Source organism: Paenibacillus wynnii (assembly GCF_030812855.1).
Classification (GTDB): Bacteria; Bacillota; Bacilli; order Paenibacillales; family Paenibacillaceae; genus Paenibacillus_AQ; species Paenibacillus_AQ wynnii_A.
On the sequence record NZ_JAUSTK010000002.1, the window covers coordinates 382,340 to 400,026 of the forward strand.

General features: G+C 44.3%; 17 protein-coding genes and 1 riboswitch. Of the genes, 9 read left to right on the forward strand and 8 right to left on the reverse strand.

Translation table 11 applies throughout. The annotated features are described in order from the left end of the window. Window positions 1-151 precede the first annotated feature (151 nt). On the forward strand, window positions 152-922 hold the full coding sequence (locus J2T20_RS03670; RefSeq protein WP_307585659.1) for a hypothetical protein: 771 nt from the start codon (window positions 152-154) through the stop codon (window positions 920-922). Between the two features lie 88 nt (window positions 923-1,010). Here the strand turns inward: J2T20_RS03670 and J2T20_RS03675 are convergent, their stop codons facing one another. Both J2T20_RS03675 and J2T20_RS03680 read right to left on the reverse strand, forming a co-directional pair. After that, window positions 1,011-2,315, reverse strand: coding sequence for a nucleobase:cation symporter-2 family protein (locus J2T20_RS03675; RefSeq protein ID WP_307585661.1), 1,305 nt, complete (start codon window positions 2,313-2,315; stop codon window positions 1,011-1,013). Continuing rightward, complete coding sequence (locus tag J2T20_RS03680; RefSeq protein WP_307585663.1) at window positions 2,309-2,935, reverse strand: xanthine phosphoribosyltransferase; 627 nt, start codon at window positions 2,933-2,935, stop codon at window positions 2,309-2,311. The genes J2T20_RS03675 and J2T20_RS03680 overlap by 7 nt, the downstream gene beginning before the upstream one ends. A 170-nt stretch (window positions 2,936-3,105) precedes the next feature. Then, window positions 3,106-3,209, reverse strand: a riboswitch (purine riboswitch). A gap of 187 nt (window positions 3,210-3,396) precedes the next feature. On the opposite strand from J2T20_RS03680, the gene J2T20_RS03685 reads away from it, so the two are divergent. Beyond that, window positions 3,397-5,637 (forward strand): GDYXXLXY domain-containing protein, encoded by a 2,241-nt coding sequence (locus tag J2T20_RS03685; RefSeq protein ID WP_307585665.1) that lies wholly within the window; start codon window positions 3,397-3,399, stop codon window positions 5,635-5,637. Between the two features lie 4 nt (window positions 5,638-5,641). On the opposite strand, the gene J2T20_RS03690 is transcribed toward J2T20_RS03685, so the two are convergent. Further along, a complete protein-coding gene (locus J2T20_RS03690; protein ID WP_307585667.1) occupies window positions 5,642-6,319 on the reverse strand; it encodes an S-layer homology domain-containing protein in 678 nt (225 codons plus the stop codon). Window positions 6,320-6,475: 156 nt separating this feature from the next. Beyond that, the gene (locus J2T20_RS03695) at window positions 6,476-6,868 is read right to left on the reverse strand and encodes a winged helix-turn-helix transcriptional regulator (RefSeq protein ID WP_373457750.1); all 393 of its coding nucleotides are present in this window, start codon (window positions 6,866-6,868) and stop codon (window positions 6,476-6,478) included. A 142-nt stretch (window positions 6,869-7,010) separates the two neighbouring features. On the opposite strand from J2T20_RS03695, the gene J2T20_RS03700 reads away from it, so the two are divergent. Next, window positions 7,011-8,213, forward strand: a complete 1,203-nt coding sequence (locus J2T20_RS03700; protein ID WP_307585669.1) for an MFS transporter — start codon at window positions 7,011-7,013, stop codon at window positions 8,211-8,213. 2 nt (window positions 8,214-8,215) lie between these two features. Beyond that, window positions 8,216-9,058 (forward strand): aldo/keto reductase, encoded by an 843-nt coding sequence (locus J2T20_RS03705; RefSeq protein WP_307585671.1) that lies wholly within the window; start codon window positions 8,216-8,218, stop codon window positions 9,056-9,058. 45 nt (window positions 9,059-9,103) lie between these two features. Here J2T20_RS03705 and greA read toward each other — a convergent pair whose 3' ends face one another. Beyond that, window positions 9,104-9,583, reverse strand: coding sequence for a transcription elongation factor GreA (gene greA, locus J2T20_RS03710; protein ID WP_307585673.1), 480 nt, complete (start codon window positions 9,581-9,583; stop codon window positions 9,104-9,106). A gap of 175 nt (window positions 9,584-9,758) precedes the next feature. Between greA and J2T20_RS03715 the strand changes: the two genes are divergently transcribed. From J2T20_RS03715 to J2T20_RS03725, 3 genes are all read left to right on the forward strand, one after another. Continuing rightward, entirely contained in the window at window positions 9,759-11,216 is a 1,458-nt protein-coding gene (locus J2T20_RS03715) for an FAD-dependent oxidoreductase (protein WP_307585675.1), read from the forward strand. A 203-nt stretch (window positions 11,217-11,419) separates the two neighbouring features. Continuing rightward, the gene (locus J2T20_RS03720; RefSeq protein WP_307585677.1) at window positions 11,420-12,475 is read left to right on the forward strand and encodes an ATP-grasp domain-containing protein; all 1,056 of its coding nucleotides are present in this window, start codon (window positions 11,420-11,422) and stop codon (window positions 12,473-12,475) included. A 9-nt stretch (window positions 12,476-12,484) separates the two neighbouring features. Continuing rightward, complete coding sequence (locus J2T20_RS03725) at window positions 12,485-13,240, forward strand: esterase family protein (RefSeq protein ID WP_307585679.1); 756 nt, start codon at window positions 12,485-12,487, stop codon at window positions 13,238-13,240. A 313-nt stretch (window positions 13,241-13,553) separates the two neighbouring features. Here the strand turns inward: J2T20_RS03725 and J2T20_RS03730 are convergent, their stop codons facing one another. After that, window positions 13,554-13,841: a DUF6509 family protein gene (locus tag J2T20_RS03730; protein WP_307585681.1), complete on the reverse strand. Its 288-nt coding sequence runs from the start codon at window positions 13,839-13,841 to the stop codon at window positions 13,554-13,556. A 119-nt stretch (window positions 13,842-13,960) separates the two neighbouring features. Between J2T20_RS03730 and J2T20_RS03735 the strand changes: the two genes are divergently transcribed. Together J2T20_RS03735 and J2T20_RS03740 are read left to right on the forward strand one after the other, a co-directional pair. After that, complete coding sequence (locus J2T20_RS03735; RefSeq protein ID WP_307585683.1) at window positions 13,961-14,299, forward strand: winged helix-turn-helix transcriptional regulator; 339 nt, start codon at window positions 13,961-13,963, stop codon at window positions 14,297-14,299. Between the two features lie 215 nt (window positions 14,300-14,514). Continuing rightward, on the forward strand, window positions 14,515-15,228 hold the full coding sequence (locus J2T20_RS03740) for an SDR family oxidoreductase (protein ID WP_307585685.1): 714 nt from the start codon (window positions 14,515-14,517) through the stop codon (window positions 15,226-15,228). Here J2T20_RS03740 and rlmN read toward each other — a convergent pair. Both rlmN and J2T20_RS03750 read right to left on the reverse strand, forming a co-directional pair. Beyond that, window positions 15,220-16,302, reverse strand: coding sequence for a 23S rRNA (adenine(2503)-C(2))-methyltransferase RlmN (gene rlmN, locus J2T20_RS03745; protein WP_307585687.1), 1,083 nt, complete (start codon window positions 16,300-16,302; stop codon window positions 15,220-15,222). The two genes, J2T20_RS03740 and rlmN, sit on opposite strands and share 9 nt — an antisense overlap. 120 nt (window positions 16,303-16,422) lie before the next feature. After that, window positions 16,423-17,682, reverse strand: coding sequence for a polysaccharide deacetylase family protein (locus tag J2T20_RS03750; RefSeq protein ID WP_307585689.1), 1,260 nt, complete (start codon window positions 17,680-17,682; stop codon window positions 16,423-16,425). Window positions 17,683-17,687: the final 5 nt, after the last annotated feature.

A 17,687-nucleotide genomic window follows, 5' to 3' on the forward strand; every position in this document is an offset into this window, starting at 1 on the left:
TTATAGTAAGCGCGTAGTATTTTAGTTATAGACGAAATCATTATCTTTGACCTGTGACGGCATTAGCCTTTATTTCAAAATATGGATGATAGACTATGCCAACTCCTCAATGACTGAGTAAGATACACTGATCATTCCAGGAGGTGCCTTTATGTTGATAAAGAAGAAGAGTCGTTCCATAATTAAGAAAAAGCATCTCGTAAAAAAGAGAAAAAAGACAGTCATCCGTAAATGCATACGCCACGGCAGACCGGTCATTAATATCCCAGCGTGCCCGCCGCCTCAAATCCATGTGGCTGCACCTAATGTGGAGCTGACCCAGCCGTCTCCTATCGTGATCCCAGCTCCGATCGTCAATGTTCCAGCATGCCCGCCGCCTCAAATCCATGTGGCCGCACCCAATGTAGAGGTGACTCCGCCTGCGCCAATCATAATTCCAGCTCCGATCGTCAATGTTCCAGCGTGCCCGCCGCCTCAAATCCATGTGGCTGCACCTAATGTGGAGCTGACCCAGCCGTCTCCTATCGTGATCCCAGCTCCGATCGTCAATGTTCCAGCGTGCCCGCCGCCTCAAATCCATGTGGCCGCTCCCAATGTGGAGGTGAATCCGCCTGCACCCATCGTGATTCCGGCTCCGATCGTCAATGTGACTACACCTGAAAATGCGTGCGAGACGGAGCTTCGGTCAAATCTGCTCCGGTTTATCGGTAAAGTCATCGAGGTTATCGATTCAGGGGGTGGAGGCGCTGGCGGTAGTATGCCAAACCAGATCGGTGTTCTGGAATCGGTAGGACATGGAACCTTCGCTATTCGTCCTACCGTCGGCAACCCTGATGCCGCTCAAGTCGTCTATTATTCGATTCGCCAGGTCATCGGATTCCGACCAAATGTTGCTGTACCGTCCCAATCGTCCATAGGGTAAATGAAAAGAAGGCTGAGCGCACAAAAGAGAGGAGCCTTCCCTTCCGGGCTAGCTCCTCTCTTTCTCCATACTATTGGTTTTCCTAATATTACTGAACAGATTGTGCTTCCTGCGCAACCGCTGGTACAGCTGTTTCTTTCGTTTTGGACAAGAAGATGTTCAAAACGATAGCTGTGATTGAACCGGAAACGATACCGTTCTGCATCAGCATTCTAGCGAACTCTGGAAGTTGATCGAACATGGAAGGCAGCGTAGCTGAACCTAAGCCCACTGCGATACTACAAGCTGCTATCAACAAATTCCCATCCTTACGCAGATCAACATCGGACAGAATTGACATACCTGAAGCGGCAACCGAACCAAACATAACAATCATCGCGCCGCCAAGCACCGCATTCGGTATAACGGTTGTCAGAGCAGCCAGTTTAGGCAGAAGGCCCAACACGACCATAATGCCACCCGCTGCAAAAATAACATTACGAGTCTTTACACGGGTCAACGAGATCAGACCGACATTTTGGGAGAAGGCGGTATACGGAAAAGCATTAAAAATCCCGCCCAATATAATCGCCAGCCCTTCCGAACGCAGACCATTCACTATTTGCTTCTGCTCTACCTTCTGCTCAGTGGCTCTTCCCACAGCGAAATAAACGCCGGTTGACTCCACCATACTGACAATATTCACAATGATCATAGTAATTACAGCTGTAAGGTTAAACTGTGGTGTGCCGAAGTAGAACGGTTGGGCAATACTAACCCAAGAGGCCGAGCCTACGGATGAGAAATGGACCATACCCATGCTATAAGCAATTGCTGTACCTACCACTAATCCTACAAGTACCGAAACAGAACGAAGAAAGCCTGTAGCCAAACGGTTAACTGCAAGAATAACAAGCAATGTAATCAATGCAAGCAGCAAATTGCGGGGTTGTCCAAAGTCTGGACTGCCCTGGCCGCCGGCTACGTTATTCATAGCGACAGGAATAAGCGAAAGACCGATGATGGTTACGACAGAGCCGGTTACAATCGTTGGGAAGAACTTGAGCAGCTTGCCATAAAGCGGGGCCGCCAGTACAACGAAAACACCGGATAAAATAATGGCACCATAAGCTGTTGCCAGATTAGAGGTCGATGCGATGGCAATAATCGGTCCTACCGCTGTAAAGGTACAGCCAAGAATGACCGGGAGTCGGCTGCCGAAGTATTTGGTGCCCATAACCTGTAAAAGAGTAGCTAAACCGCATGTGAACAGGTCGGCTGCGATCAGATAGGCCATTTGAGTGCCATTTAGCCCAAGTGCCCCTCCCACAATTAGCGGTACGATTACTGCACCAGCATACATAGCCAGCACGTGCTGGAGCCCCAAAGCAAATACCTTTTGTTTACTTAACATCCTACTGCACTCTCCTTAATAGCTTTGATGGTTTGATCATTATCCTCTATAAAATGAACTTCTCCCGGGGACATAGCGGCAATTCTGGCCAGAGAGTGTACGGTTACACCCTTATCTTCCAGCAGGCCTCGCCCTTCCTGAAAGCTTTTCTCAATAACACTGCCTACTCCGACCAGTGACGCTCCAGATTCCTTCACAATATCAACCAGACCGACAAGCGCCGCACCTGTAGCGAGGAAATCATCTACAATCAGCACATGATCCTCTGCCCCAAGATACTTTTGCGAAACGCTGATCTGATAATGCTCTCCCCGAGTAAATGAATGAACGGGAGCTGTATAAACGCTCTCAGCCAAGGTAATGACCTTCTTCTTTTTGGCATAGATAAAAGGAACACCGAAGGCAATAGCTGTTGCCATTGCAAACTGGATGCCACTTGCTTCAATGGTGAGCACTTTGGTAATCGGACGATCACTATCCCCAAAAATCTCTTTGAATTCTCGCCCTATAGCCAGCGCCAGCTCCGTATCGACCTGATGATTCAGAAACGAATCCACCTTCATCACGGTATCGGACAGAATCAGCCCTTCTTGTCTAATGCGTTCTTTAAGTACCTGCATTTTTCCTTATCTCTCCTTCTTGGCCATAAAAAAAGGACAGATCACCTGAGCTGTTTCTCTCAAGTGAATCTGTCCTTCTGGGTTTTTGTCCCTAAGTGGTGTAACACAAAACTGTGTCCGCAACGCTCGGTCCTGTCCTTCTTTCGCCAAGCAGCAATGAAGCGGAACCCTAGATGCGCTATTTCACTCATAGTCGGATAATTTCAGTGGTTATCCGGTAGAAACTTATGGGCCATATTCCCAAGATTATATGAGTTATTTATGAATGTTGTCCCTTAATACTTTGTATATATTACACGCTATGTATTGTTGTTACAAGTGAAAATATCACGTTGTTACAGAATGTTTTCAGGAATAATTTACATGTAGGTTTCATTCGATAATCCCGTGCTTAAACTAGGAGGTCCTAGATTTATTGTCTATAATAAGAAGGTACCTACAGAAAAAGGCGGGTGAATGGAATGCTTCGATTAAATGGGGTTAGAACAGGCTTGATGCTGGGCGTCTCTCTGGTACTTGCAGGGATTATTTACTTCTTCGCAGCGAATTGGAGCGGCTTGGATCGAATAGAGAAGATTCTTATATCTGCGGGACTGGTGTTGCTGTTCTATGGAATATCCTTTACCTTAACCCGGTTGAAAGCTATGCCTTCTGTCCATGCCTTTCTTTCCGATATATTTCTGTTAGGCGGCTGTATTTCCTTTGGGGTCGCTGTAGCTTTACTTAATCAGATTTATAACTCCCATGCGGACAGCTATACTATATTTATGATTTGGGCGATACCCGCGGTACTTCTGACTTGGATTACCCGCTATAACCCTTTCTACGTGCTGTCTTATACGCTGATCCACCTCACCTTATGGTTCTATTTCTTCCCTTCCTCCCTGTTTGTAGTTCATAGTGAAGAACAGCTTCTTGGGATTGGGGTGTTGTTCGCTGTAATTAATCTTATCCTCTTTGCACTTTCGGAAATGAACCGATTACAATCTGTGCCGCTGAAATTTCTCAGCTTTATCATCTTCCATGTTTCCCTGCTGTTACTAACGAATTCCTGGGCTTTCGAAACCTATGGCATTTGGATGAATATCCTAAGTGTTGCCGCAATTGCCTTTGGCTTCTATTATTTCATTCGAGTTCGGTTGGGTAGAACCTTCCTAACCCTGAATGCCTTGGCTGCCTCTGCCTTCGCTGTCTTCAAGTTCATCGAACTCGCAAGCAGACATGCCTCCGTCTGGTTTTTCTTCTATGGACTGGTGTTTGTGGCGATATTATTGACATTCAATGTATGGTTCTTCCATTACCTGAACAAGCTCGGGCAACCTTCACGTTCCGAAGCCAATGAAGAAATTACTGAAGAAAAGCCAGAGCACCATAACCATATGCTGTCGGGTAAGATCGTCTCGGTCATTGTTACGGTCATTGGAGTGATTATCGGAAGTATTTCTTTGATTGGTATTGTATTGGTGGCCTCAGGTCTTAGTGATCCTGAATATGTATTGCTCACTCTGTCTTTATTATTTATCATTCCTATGATCATACTACCTCGAGTTAATACGGTTGTGAGATATACATTGCTTACCATCGGCTACATTACCGGAATCGCAGCTATTGTATGGATTGATTACCTAGTCTTGTCCTTCCTCTTCATGGCTCTTTCCATAGCAGGCTGGGTTCGGCTTCAAGGGAGCAAGCAACGTTTCCTCACTTATGCGCTGCTGAATCTCAACGTTGCCATCATTTTGTTCCAAATGCTTGATACGATAAATAGATCAAATCCTATTTTCACCTTCATCATACTTGTATTAACGTTGCTAAATGCCGTTCTGTATGCTCTGCATTTCTCAATCCCGCAGAGCCCGATGAGGCAGCATGTAAGAACCGGGGCGTTCTTCTTCACTCTGTTATTTATGTTCTGGTTAACCTTCCTGGGAGAACTCTTTCCCTATTCCTATGAGCTGTTCAATGTCATCTATTTCACTGTAGTTACACTTCTGGTATTCGGGTTTCTACGCCGCGAACAATCCTTTGATGCCGGAATAAGCCTGGTGTTCTGGTTCGCATTCCTGGTGTATAAATACTACGATATATTCTGGTCGCTATTGCACAAGTCTGCAACCCTTGCTCTGTTAGGTATCATCATTATCACCTTAAGCTACTTCTTTGCCCGCCGTTCGGTGATCACCGAGCCTAACGTTGAGCCAAGCGGGTTGCTGCGAAGAAATTTTGTGCTGATTGCTATTCTTGTTGTATTGCAGTTTGCTTATTTAGGGATTCATGCCGTACGAAGTGAGATACTGTTAACAACAGGGACAACAGTGAAGTTGGAGATTCAGCCCCTTGATCCCAGATCATTGCTTCAGGGCGATTATGTCGTCTTGAATTACAGCATCTCAAGCCCTCCCGAGCCGATGGCTTCAGAACTGGAGGATTACCGCGGTCAACGCAAAGTTAAGGTGGTTCTCTCACCGGATAGCAGAGGGGTATATGTCTTTGATCGATTATTGAAGAATGAAGAAGCAGTTGCTGAGGGTGAAGTAATCATTAACGGAAAATTAAGCGGATGGGGACCCATCCGCTATGGTATTGAAACGTATTTTGTTCCCGAAGGTACCGGGCTGGAGGTGCAGGCCAAAGCCCGGTTTGCGTCCATTCGAGTTAACACTCATGGTGATGCACTTCTAGAGTCGTTATCCTATCAATAACCGATTAAGAAGCGTCTCCGGCTGGTGCGGGATGGGCTTTGATATACTCCAGTGCATTGTAAATCATTACTGCGGCTTCGGCACGGGTGACTTTTTGTTTAGGATTAAAATTCCCTTTGGCATCCAATTCGGCAATGTTCAAAACAAGGGCACGTTGAATAGATCCATCATAACCATTGGTGAATTTATCAACGTCGGCAATCTCAACCGGAATGATTTTAATCATTGGCAGATTGCTGTGTTTTTCCATAGCTATGATAAGTTGGTGCGTGAACTCTTCACGGTCCCACACTTTGTTCGGATTCAAATCAGAAGGCAAATCCATCCCGTTATTCGCAGCTATGATTAGAGTGTCTGAATACCAGGCATCGTTCTTAGCATGAGCATAATAATCTGTTGCCTTTGGTTCTTTAATAAAGCGGATCAAGTCAAGGTTGAGATCAAGTGCCTTAACCACCATCTGAATTCCCTGTGCTGCCGTAATAGGAGCATTTGGTGCGAAACGGTCTCCACCTACTCCGTTAATCAAACCCTTATCGTGCAAGCTTACGATTTTATCCTTCGCTTTTATATTTCCTAGGTCTGTAAAAGTTGCTGACGCTGCAAAGCTTTGTCCCGCGAAGGAAAGAGTCAAGAGCGCTGTACCCGTAAGTGCAAGATTTTTTATTAAGTTCTTCTTCATTTGGTTCACCTCGTGGTTTTTTATTGTGCTGGCAGGGTGTATTCCCTCTTTCAGACGGAATTCACTGATAAAGGTTGCAAGCTCTAGATACCACACCGATTTTGCACAAAAAAACAGCCTATCTAAGATGAATATAGATAGGCTGTTTCCTTTGTTCTATTCAACGCTCGCAGGCTGATTAATTACAGTTTTATGATTAAGGACATTATCCTCCAATACGGCAAACTTATCTCCGTACTCTTTAATGATATGATTCTCTCCCCATGCGCATAAGGAATCCAATATCGAGGTCAAGCTACTTCCGTATTCGCTTAACTCGTATTCAACCTTCGGGGGAACCTGGTTATAACTAATGCGATTCACAATCCCATCCTGTTCTAATTCTCTGAGCTGTTGCGTGAGCATCTTTTGAGTAATTCCCGGCATACACCGTTTTAGATCACTCGTGCGCTTCTTTCCATGTGTTAAATGACAGAGAATCACGCACTTCCACTTCCCTCCGATGACTTCCAAGGTAGCTTCTACAGAAATATTGTATTTCTTCTTTATGACAAACCCTTCCCTTCTATTAAAATCAATAGGTACTTTTTAGTACCTACGGCACTTATAAGTACGTACTATTCATTTACGACTATTTAATCCATACTAGCACTTACCGGCCGGTGATTACAATCGTGTAGGAGTGGTAGAAATGACTTTGGATAAAAAACGCAGCAATTTGGCTTTATTGGCATTAGCAGTAAGTGCCTTTGCGATAGGAACCACTGAGTTTATTAGTGTGGGGCTCCTGCCGCTCATTGCTGAAAACCTGAATATATCCGTTACGACAGCAGGGTTAACGGTAACCTTATATGCACTGGGAGTGACCTTTGGAGCTCCAATCTTAACTTCCTTAACGACCCAAGTCTCCCGTAAAACCTTACTTCTAGTTATCATGCTCGTTTTTATTGCAGGGAACAGTCTAGCCGCAACGGCGGACGGAATCACATTATTACTGATTGCCCGCGTTATATCCGCACTGTCACATGGTCTATTCATGTCGATTGCGTCCACTATCGCAGCAGATCTCGTCCCTGATAACCGCAGGGCCAGTGCCATATCCATTATGTTCACAGGACTTACAGTAGCAACCGTTACCGGGGTTCCCATGGGTACCTTTCTTGGGCAACAGCTGGGATGGCGCGCTGCCTTCATCGCCATTGCTGCGATTGGTGTCGTTGCATTCATCGCCAATATTATATTAGTTCCGTCATCCGGTTTGCGTAAAGGAACCAAAACACCAGTACGTGAGCAGATTAGGCTGGTAACGAATGGCCGATTGCTGCTCGCCTTTGCGATTACGGCTTTAGGTTATGGTGGAACCTTTGTTGTCTTTACTTATTTATCTCCTTTACTTCATGATATAACCGGATTTCAGGAGAAGACGGTCGCCGGCATTCTTCTTATCTATGGTATTGCGATCGCGATCGGTAATGTGATCGGAGGAAAAGCTGCAAACCGCAAGCCTATGACTGCCTTGTTCTACATGTTTGCCCTGCAATCGGTCGTGCTGTTCGTCTTACTGTTGACAGCCCCCTTTAAGACAGCAGCTTTAATTACCATCTTTTTTATGGGCTTATTAGCATTTATGAATGTTCCCGGATTACAGGTATTTGTAGTTATGCTGGCAGATCGGTTTGCACCGGGTGCCAGAGATGTGGCTTCGGCTGTCAATATTGCTGCTTTTAATGCGGGCATTGCTATTGGCGCGTACTTAGGCGGAGTGGTTACCGACTCCATTGGCCTGATCCATACCACATGGGTAGGCGCGTTAATGGTGCTGGGTGCGGTAATTCTAACAGCTTGGAGCCGGGCTTTGGAAAGTAAATCTCATATTAAACTGGAGGTTATTTAATCATGATAGAACATCTACAAGATACCACTACACTACACAACGGGGTTAAAATGCCTTGGTTAGGACTCGGCGTGTTTAAAGTTGCGGAAGGCTTGGAACTGGTGCAGGCAGTAAAATCAGCCATCAAGCATGGGTATCGCAGTATAGATACAGCAGCTATCTATGAGAATGAAAAAGGGGTCGGGCAAGGAATCCACGAGGCTTTGCTTGAGGACAAACTTCCTAGGGAGAAACTGTTCGTGACTTCCAAAGTATGGAATGCAGATCTTGGATATGAATCTACCATCGCTGCGTATGAAGCAAGCCTGTCTAAACTTGGTTTGGACTATCTGGATTTATACCTCATTCATTGGCCGGTACAGGGTAAGTTCAAAGAGGCATGGCGGGCTTTGGAGACGTTGTATAAAGAGGGCCGGGTAAAAGCAATAGGGGTAAGTAATTTCCATATTCATCACCTGGAGGAGCTCCTGCAGGATGCCGAAATTAAGCCGATGGTAAATCAGGTTGAATTACATCCCTACCTCAATCAGCAAGAGCTGATTCGCTTCTGCAAGGATCATGACATACAAATGGAAGCCTGGTCCCCCCTTATGCAAGGCCAGCTGTTCGATCAACCTATATTGAATGAGATTGCCACTAAGCATGGAAAATCAGTCGCTCAGGTAATTATTCGCTGGGATTTGCAGCACGGGATTGTAACCATCCCGAAATCAACCAAAGAACATCGAATTATTGAAAATGCGGATGTGTTTAATTTCCGGTTGAGCGATGAAGAAATGACGCGAATCGACTCTTTACACCAGAACCATAGAGTCGGACCAGACCCGGATAACTTCGACTTTTAAACGAAAAGACGCCACCCTTTCTATAAAGGATCGGCGTCTTTTCGTTTAGAATGCTCTTATTTCAAGCAACTCATATTTTATAATTCCCATTGGAGCATTAACATTGATGATATCTCCGACTTTTTTCCCTATAAGTTCTTTGCCCAGCGGGCTTTCATAGGAAATTTTATTATCTAAAACATCGGCTTCAGCAGCCCCAACAATTCGATATTCAATCTTCTCCGAATACTCCACGTCATTCAGTGTAACCACACAACCCAAGCTGACTACAGAGATATCCATGCTCTTCTCATCAACGACCCGTGCGTTTTTTAACATCTTTTCTAATATCAAAACTCGGGTTTCCATAAAGGATTGATCATCCTTGGCCGAATGATACTCACTGTTTTCCTTAAGATCTCCATAGCTGATTGCTAATTTTAGGCGTGCTGCCAATTCCTTGCGTTTTACCGTCTTAATTTCCCTTAGTTCATCCTCGATCTTAGCTAATCCTTCTTTGGTCAAGAACACTTCATCATTTGACATTTTTACAACTCCTATTTTTCAATGCTTTATTGTATTTTAACCTAAATTCCATAAAGATGCCAAAACAAAGGCTTCTCCCCATCGAAAAACCCAAATGCTGAGAATAACTTGTTAATTCAGAGCCTATACTACCCCTACGCTTTCCTATTTTAATAGAAAGTAAGGAGCATATTTAATGATATTTATAGGTAAAAGGCTTCCGTTGTCCCTTTGGCTAACAGGATCGCTGATTCTGGGCCGGTCTCTGTCCTTCTCGGGAGAGCCGATTCCTCCAATCACTGCACAAGCTGCAACTAGTGCAGAGGTTACTACCGATCTTTATGATGTTGTTGTTATAGGAAGCGAGATACAGGGCGTACTGCTGGCGAAGGAAGCTCATGCCTCGGGCCTAAAGGTACTGATTCTCGATCCACGACCTAAACCGGGCGGTGAGCTGATTCAAGGGCAGATGTTTTTTCTGGATGATGTAAATGATAACCATCGTAGAAGCCTGGTACAGGGTGAGATTAAGAATTTGTTCACGGGATATAAGGCCGGCACTATTCGTAAAGCCTCCGATTTCCAACGTTTTTATAATCATATGATTAAAGACATCCCCCTTCAGAGCGGAATCGTTATAGACAACCTGAATACGTTCACCGTGGATCAGGATAAGTCGCTCAAATTCATGAATTATCATCTCCCCGATGGCAGATCGTATCGAATTCAGTCTAAATACTGGGTTGAAAATACCGACTTCGGTGCTTTATCGGGCAGGCTTGGGAGCAGGCGTATTCCAGGAATGGAGAGTCTTTATAAAAAGAAACAGACAGAACCTGATTATATGGCGGCTACCTACATGCTGAACCTACAAAAGGTACATTGGCATTCCCTGCAGAAGGCCATCCTGAATGACTACCCCCTAACCAACGTGTATAAAAAATACGGCTCAAATACTTATGCAAACAGACATTTCGCCACAGGGTTAAGTAAGATAATGCGTCATTATACGCCGCAGGATAAGCAGCTTATGCTTCGAGGGCTAAATATCATCAACCAAAAGGGCGGTGAAGTTACCATAAACGGCCTATTAATATATGATGTGAATCCCTCGGACCCAAGATCTGTGCAGTCGGCTATTGCAAAAGCCCAAGTGGAAGCTCCCCATATTCTGAACTTTTTCCGCTTACATGTACCCGGCTTCACCCATGCAGAACTGAATGATCTCCCTGAATATTTATATATCCGTGACTTTAACCGTTATGAAACCGAGTATGTCCTTGATTATTCGGATCTCATGGGGAATGCAATGTTCTGGGATAACGTCAGTATTGGCGGCTATCCGGTAGACATACAGGGGAGTCGGTCCATTCCTCTCGGTATCGGATACGGCAAGCCTGACCACTATGGGCTTCCTCTTCGTTCCTTTGAGCTGAAATCCTACGATAATGTGCTGGTAGTAGGTAAAAATGTAGGGGCCACTATTAAAGCCTACGGCAGCGCCCGTATTATGCCTACAACCGCCCTGGCTGCGCAGACGATCGGGATTATATTGGGACGTGAGCAGGACAAGCTGTTATGCGATCTGGATGAGGCCGACTTCGAGAGAATACATAAATACTTAGAGAAAGAATACCAGATTATTCTGAGATGATTGACGAATCTTATCCAAACTGGTAGATTAGATTAAATTATTCATACAAATTAACTCGGAATTGCAATTTAGCTAAAGGAGTGAGTCCCATTAATTTTATATTTTTTTCCCCTCATTTCCCCCAAAACAGCACTGAATTTTGTTATGAGCTACATAAGCAGGGTGCAAATGTATTAGGGATTGGGGATGCAGAATACGATAGTTTGGATCAACGTCTTAAAGACTCACTTACCGAATACTACAAAATCAAAGATCTGGAGAATTACGATGAGATCTTGCGGGCGGTTGGGTACTTTACACACAAATATGGAAAGATAGACCGTTTTGAATCCCTGAATGAATATTGGCTGGAGCTGGATGCCCAAGCGCGCACCGATTTTAATATCGATGGGACCAAAACAGACTTTATTTATAACTTGAAGCAGAAGTCCAAAATGAAGGATTTCTTTCATAAAAGCGGTGTGAGCACCGTGCAATTCTCAACGGGAAGAGACCGCGCAAGTGTCGATGAGTTCATACAAAGCGCCGGCTTCCCTTTAGTGGTCAAACCGGATCTGGGTTCGGGAGCCAGCATGACCTACAAGATTAGGAATGAAGAGGAGCTGGATTACTTCTTCGCTACCAAACCCGCGGATGTAGATTTCATCATCGAAGAGTTTATTGACGGGGTTATTCTTACCTATGACGGACTGGTGGACATTAACGGTGAGGTTCGTTTTGCAGTAAGCCATCTTTTCGAGCAAAGTGTGATGGAGGTTGTGAATTCCGATGATCATCTTTACTACTTCTGCTTGAAGGACATTAGTCCCGAGGTTGAGCAGGCCGGTAGAAGCATACTCAAAGCCTTTGATATCAAGGAACGGTTCTTCCATATTGAATTGTTCAAATCCAATAAGGACGGACGAATTATTGCACTCGAAGTCAATATGAGACCGCCGGGAGCCTGGATGACAGATGCTATAAATTATGCATACGATGTAAACGTGTATAAGGAATGGGCTAGTATGGTAGTTCATAACCAGGTTGGCGGGCCGTACCCGGGTCAATACTATGCAGGTTATGCCAGCCGGAAAAACCATAAACATTATGTGAACAGTCATGAGGACATTGTACGTACCTACGGGGAAAAAATCGTTCATTTCAATAGAATTGACGAGATTTTCAGCAGAGCCTCAGGGAACAGCGCCTATCAATTCCGTTCTACCCAATTAGATGAGGTTAGGGACATCGTGAGGTATATTCAACAAGAAGAAGGGTAGGGGGCTGGAATGAAGGTAAGTTATCATAAGGAATATAGTCATTTTCTCCATAGAGATATGGAGTATAAAATATACGGCCATGCGGGCAAGCCTATGCTTGTGTTCCCTACCTCACTCGGAAGATTCTATCAATATGAGGATTCCGGTATGATAGAGACTCTCCGCGAATTCATTGACAGCGGCAAGCTGCAGATCTGGGCCTGCGATTCAATCGATGAGGAAACCTTTTTCTCAGAGCACTGGAACATTGAGGATAAGATCAATCGGCACGAGCAATACGATAAGTATATTTCGCAGGAGCTGATTCCGGGAATTCTCCAACAAAGTCAGTGGAATAACGCGGGAGAACCGCAGAAGATCTTAATCTCCGGGTGCTCCATGGGCGGTTTTTACAGTGCCAACTTTTTCTTCCGCCATCCGCATTTTTTCGATTCACTGATCTCATTAAGCGGGGTCTATTCTACCCACTATTTCTTCGGCGATTACAGAGAGGGTGCAGTCTATCTAAATTCTCCGCTTCATTATCTGCCGCAGCTGCAGGATGACCATTACCTTAACCAATATCGGCAAAGCCGAATTATCATTTGCTGCGGACAAGGTGCGTATGAGGATGAAATGCTTCATGAAACCCGCCTTCTGCAGGAGATTCTCCAACATAAGCATATTCCAGCGCAGATTGATTATTGGGGAACCGATGTAAATCATGACTGGGACTGGTGGAATAAGCAAATCCATCATTATATGAGTAGTTTTTTAACTATATAGATTGAACTTAAGATTTTTAGAATAAAGGATTAATCGCACTGCGGTGAATGTTTGGACTTCCGGCCGCTGTTGTAGTAAGACTTTCTTTGATTTAACCCGCTTTTAGCGGTTGAAATCCGGATACAGCTTATGCTTTCGAAGCGAGCTTTTCTACGGAAAGCTTTCGGGCGGTCGCTATCGCTCCTCCAGTTCCAAAATTCCCCTTCGTCACTCCGTTCCCTTTTCTCTAATTTTAAAATTCAATTTATATAGAAGGTTGCTTCAGCCATTAAAAAGGAGCCCCGGATTTCCGGGACTCCTTTTTAGTGTATCATTACGCCGGAATATGCTCTTTGCAGAAGAGAATAGCTGCCTCTTCTTCTTCAGCTTCCATATCGAAGTCAAGTAAACGGTCTGTTGTTCTCTCAAGAAGATCGTTACTTACTACGCTTGTTTGATCCTCATCTACTTTTAGAATAATCCGTGCATATATTCCGTTCTCGGAGTGAAGCTCATCATCCTCCGGAATATCCAAATCAAGCTTAAATTCATACCGCTTGCCGGTTAATATGCCAAAAGGATCTTTTAATACGTCTACGGTATAGTTCGTAATCATCAACATCTATTTATCCGCCTCTTTTCTAAAATTCCTCCATCATCGTATCACATTTTGCCTTAAAACACCCAATTCTGAATTAAGATGTGATAATCTTGAGAAAATCAGTTGCCCGGAGGGTTATTATGAGTGAACATGAACCTATTATACTCAACAGAGGAACCGAAGGCGAACCCTGTCCCATTGCCAAAACACTGGATGTTATCGCGACGAAGTGGACTTTTCTAATCATTCGCGATCTTCTTATAGAAGGAACTATGCGATTCAGCGACCTGCTCAGATCGATGGATGGAATTAGTCCGAAGACGCTTTCCCTTCGCCTTAAGGATCTTGAGAGTCAGGACATCCTGAAGAGAACCATTTATGCAGAGGTTCCACCGCGGGTGGAATACACTTTGACCGAAAAAGGCAGACGTTTAGAGGGCGTTTTTATTGAGTTGAAACGCTTCGGACTAACTCTATAATCGAAAAAAAAGAACATCTATAAATTAAACAGACCGTATTGCCGCCGTTGGCTGCACACGGTCTGTTTTTTTATTGTAATAAAGAAGCCGGGAACCAAACAACAGTAACCTAAATGTAACTATATGAAAAAAATATCACTACTTCCCAAAGGGAATTAATATGAATATACTTTGCTCATGAGTCCAATACAGCTAAAGTACAGGAGGAAAATAATATGCTAACCAATCAAAAGGTTGTCATTATCGGCGGCACTTCCGGGATTGGTCTGGAAACTGCAAAACAAGTAATAGCCCAAGGGGCTGAGGTGATCATTGCCAGCCGCTCTGAAGTTAAACTGCAAAAAGCCAAAGAGCTGCTAGGCTCTTCAGCAAGTTCTTATGCATTGGATATGACACAGGAAGAGCAGGTTAAGTCCTTCTTCACATCCATCGGACCCTTTGACCATCTTGTTGTAAGTGCCGCTGAAACTACTGGAGGAGCATTCCTTGAGACGGATACAACTGTAGTGCGTAAACTTTTTGACAATAAATTCTGGGGTCAATATTATGCCGCTAAATATGGTGCTCCGAATATTTCCTCTGGCGGCTCAATCACGCTGTTCTCAGGGGTTGTTGCCTACAAAACGATGATAGGCTCATCCATGCTCGGGGCAGTAAATGCCGCCATATCCAACCTTGGACAGACCTTGGCGCTAGAGCTGGCCCCAATCCGTGTGAATATCGTCTCACCGGGTATTATTGACACTCCATCCCGCGGTAAAATGCCGGAGGAAACCCGTAATCAGTTCTATGCTTCAGTCGCTGGCAAGCTACCTGTGAAACGGGTGGGCCGGGCAGAGGATGTCGCCCAAAGCGTGCTATATCTTATCCAGAACAGCTTTGTAACCGGGACCGCTCTCCATGTGGAAGGAGGGCATATTCTAACCTAAGACTGGACTTTGATCTTTAGAAGCTTTAATCTGTTTGCTTCTTAACTGTCCGCAAGCGGCATCAATATCTGCACCATGCTCCAGGCGTGTACTTACACTAATTCCTTGCTTCTTAAGCGTATCATAAAACGCACGCACTGATTCCAGTTCACTTCTTTGATATTGGCTGTGCTCATCCACGGGATTATAAGGAATTAAGTTTACGTTCACAAGCGGCTTTCTGCTTGCAAGAAGTTCAGCCAGCTCTAATGCATGCTCTCTCTGATCGTTGACATCCTTCATCAGAATGTATTCGATCGTGATTCTCCGGTTCGTCTTTTCTAAATAATAATCAATAGCTTCCATTAATTTTTCAATTGGAATGGCCTTGTTGATCTTCATAATCCGCGTCCGAAGCTCGTTGTTAGGCGCATGCAAGGAAACCGCTAGGTTGACCTGTAAATTGTCATCTGCAAAATCAATGATTTTGTGGGAAAGACCGCTAGTGGAGACCGTAATTTTTCTACCGGCAATAGCTAACCCCTTGTTGTCTTTAATAATCTGCAGGAAGTTGACCAGGTGGGTGTAATTATCAAAAGGCTCGCCAATGCCCATAACCACAACATGGCTAACCAATTCATTCTTCTGTGCTTGATCCAAATGAAGCTGGACCTTCATAATTTGTTCCACGATTTCTCCGCTCGTTAAATCTCTGCTCTTGGCCAACAGTCCGCTCGCGCAGAAACTACAGCCAATGTTGCAGCCGACCTGAGTGGTAACACATACGGATAATCCAAATTTCTGTCTCATCAAAACGGTCTCAATGAGGTTTCCGTCCTTCAGCTTAAATAAGAACTTCACAGTTCCATCCGCTGATTCCTGCATGGTGTGTTCTTCCAACGTTTGTATGACAAAATGCTCGGCCAGTAATTCGATACACCCGGGATTCACATCAATCATGTCTGAAAAGCTGCCTACCCGCTTGTTATAAAGCCAATCCCAGACCTGTGAAGCCCGGAATTTCTTATGACCGTATTCCAATAACCACGCCGTCAGCTGTTCAAAGGTCAATCCATATATGGTTTCTTTATTCATTATTAATCCTCATTTCAAAGCTTTAATAAACCAATCTTCATTGTCTCAAATTTTTTCTATTAAAACAAGGTGAAAAACCTGCAAAAAAAGCGTACCCTATGGACGGATACGCTTGAAGAATTATTTAAATATGGCGAATTTCAAGTTTTTACTTTGAAGGTACTCAATGATTTCAGGCAATGCCTCTACAGTAAATTTTCTTTCGTGCAGGAGAAAAATTCCGCCGGATGAATCCGCCTTGTGGAAATAATTAAGGATTTCCTCTGGACTCTTGGCTCTCCAATCCTCAGGGTCGCGGTTCCATAACAGCACCTTCATATGTTGGTCCATAACCTTATCGGCTAAGTTATGATCAATAGAACCGTAAGGCGGCCGGAACATTGTAATAGGTGATTGAATGATATTCTCCAGAGCCTGATTTACCTTCAGAAGATTGGTCTCATTCTCCTGATCCGTATTCCCGGTCATCTCGCTGTGATCCCAAGAATGATTGCCAATCGGCATATCATGTTCATGGGCGTATTTCACCTCATCCGGACGATGAAGAACATTCCTTCCAACGAAAAAAAAGCTCGCTGATACGTTGTGCTCGACCAGAATATCTACGATTTGCTTTGTGTAACTAGATGGGCCGTCATCGAAGGTTAAGGCAACATACCCTTTCGGCAATCCATATTCAAATGTATCTATATCCAGTTCAAACTCATTGTTAGGTGTCCGAGACGGTTTATTTGGAGGATCTGAAATATCATCGGAAGGAGGATCGATGGGCGCGATCTGGATAGATGCAGTGCGAATAAGCGGCTGTAAAAGGTTTACTGAGTCGCCCTTCAGGCTAACGTTCACCGGTTCCTCGAGCGCTTCCACTCGATCTGTAAATAAGCTTTCGTCCCATCTCAGACTTAGTAATAACAGCAGAAAGCTGAACATTATGCACCTTAATGCTATGCGTCCAAATGGTTGTCTATCTTTTCTGTATTTAGTCTGTTCAGGTGTAGTAGAGGGAAGTTCCGGTTGATAAACCATCACATCTTCGCTGTGGGGATTCTCTGGCTGTTTTAACTGAAGAAGTTGCGATACATAATATTCAGAGCATGCAAAATACAAGGTCTCACTAAAGGTTTTGTTCATTTTGATAAGTGTACTGAAATGTACGTTTCGATAAGGGTCCCACTTGGTATAGAACGATAACCGCACCCTGCCAAGGTTAAAGGGACCGAGTAAATTCAGCTGAGTATATGTATATTCATCAATAGTAAGAACGCATTTTGCATACCCGTCATTCCGGGTTAGACCTACCTCTATCTGATAACCTGTCAGCCTGTGCTCAAGTGACAGTAACTCAATCATTAGCAAGGTATTGGGTTCATTAGCTGGCATGAATT

Excerpts from the sequence above, each read along its gene's own strand:
- J2T20_RS03670 (WP_307585659.1), top strand. The coding sequence starts at position 152 with ATGTTGATAAAGAAGAAGAGTCGTTCCATAATTAAGAAAAAGCATCTC.
- J2T20_RS03675 (WP_307585661.1), bottom strand. The coding sequence starts at position 2,315 with ATGTTAAGTAAACAAAAGGTATTTGCTTTGGGGCTCCAGCACGTGCTG.
- J2T20_RS03680 (WP_307585663.1), bottom strand. The coding sequence starts at position 2,935 with ATGCAGGTACTTAAAGAACGCATTAGACAAGAAGGGCTGATTCTGTCC.
- J2T20_RS03685 (WP_307585665.1), top strand. The coding sequence starts at position 3,397 with ATGCTTCGATTAAATGGGGTTAGAACAGGCTTGATGCTGGGCGTCTCT.
- J2T20_RS03690 (WP_307585667.1), bottom strand. The coding sequence starts at position 6,319 with ATGAAGAAGAACTTAATAAAAAATCTTGCACTTACGGGTACAGCGCTC.
- J2T20_RS03700 (WP_307585669.1), top strand. The coding sequence starts at position 7,011 with ATGACTTTGGATAAAAAACGCAGCAATTTGGCTTTATTGGCATTAGCA.
- J2T20_RS03705 (WP_307585671.1), top strand. The coding sequence starts at position 8,216 with ATGATAGAACATCTACAAGATACCACTACACTACACAACGGGGTTAAA.
- greA (WP_307585673.1), bottom strand. The coding sequence starts at position 9,583 with ATGTCAAATGATGAAGTGTTCTTGACCAAAGAAGGATTAGCTAAGATC.
- J2T20_RS03715 (WP_307585675.1), top strand. The coding sequence starts at position 9,759 with ATGATATTTATAGGTAAAAGGCTTCCGTTGTCCCTTTGGCTAACAGGA.
- J2T20_RS03725 (WP_307585679.1), top strand. The coding sequence starts at position 12,485 with ATGAAGGTAAGTTATCATAAGGAATATAGTCATTTTCTCCATAGAGAT.
- J2T20_RS03730 (WP_307585681.1), bottom strand. The coding sequence starts at position 13,841 with ATGTTGATGATTACGAACTATACCGTAGACGTATTAAAAGATCCTTTT.
- J2T20_RS03735 (WP_307585683.1), top strand. The coding sequence starts at position 13,961 with ATGAGTGAACATGAACCTATTATACTCAACAGAGGAACCGAAGGCGAA.
- J2T20_RS03740 (WP_307585685.1), top strand. The coding sequence starts at position 14,515 with ATGCTAACCAATCAAAAGGTTGTCATTATCGGCGGCACTTCCGGGATT.
- rlmN (WP_307585687.1), bottom strand. The coding sequence starts at position 16,302 with ATGAATAAAGAAACCATATATGGATTGACCTTTGAACAGCTGACGGCG.
- J2T20_RS03750 (WP_307585689.1), bottom strand. The coding sequence starts at position 17,682 with ATGCCAGCTAATGAACCCAATACCTTGCTAATGATTGAGTTACTGTCA.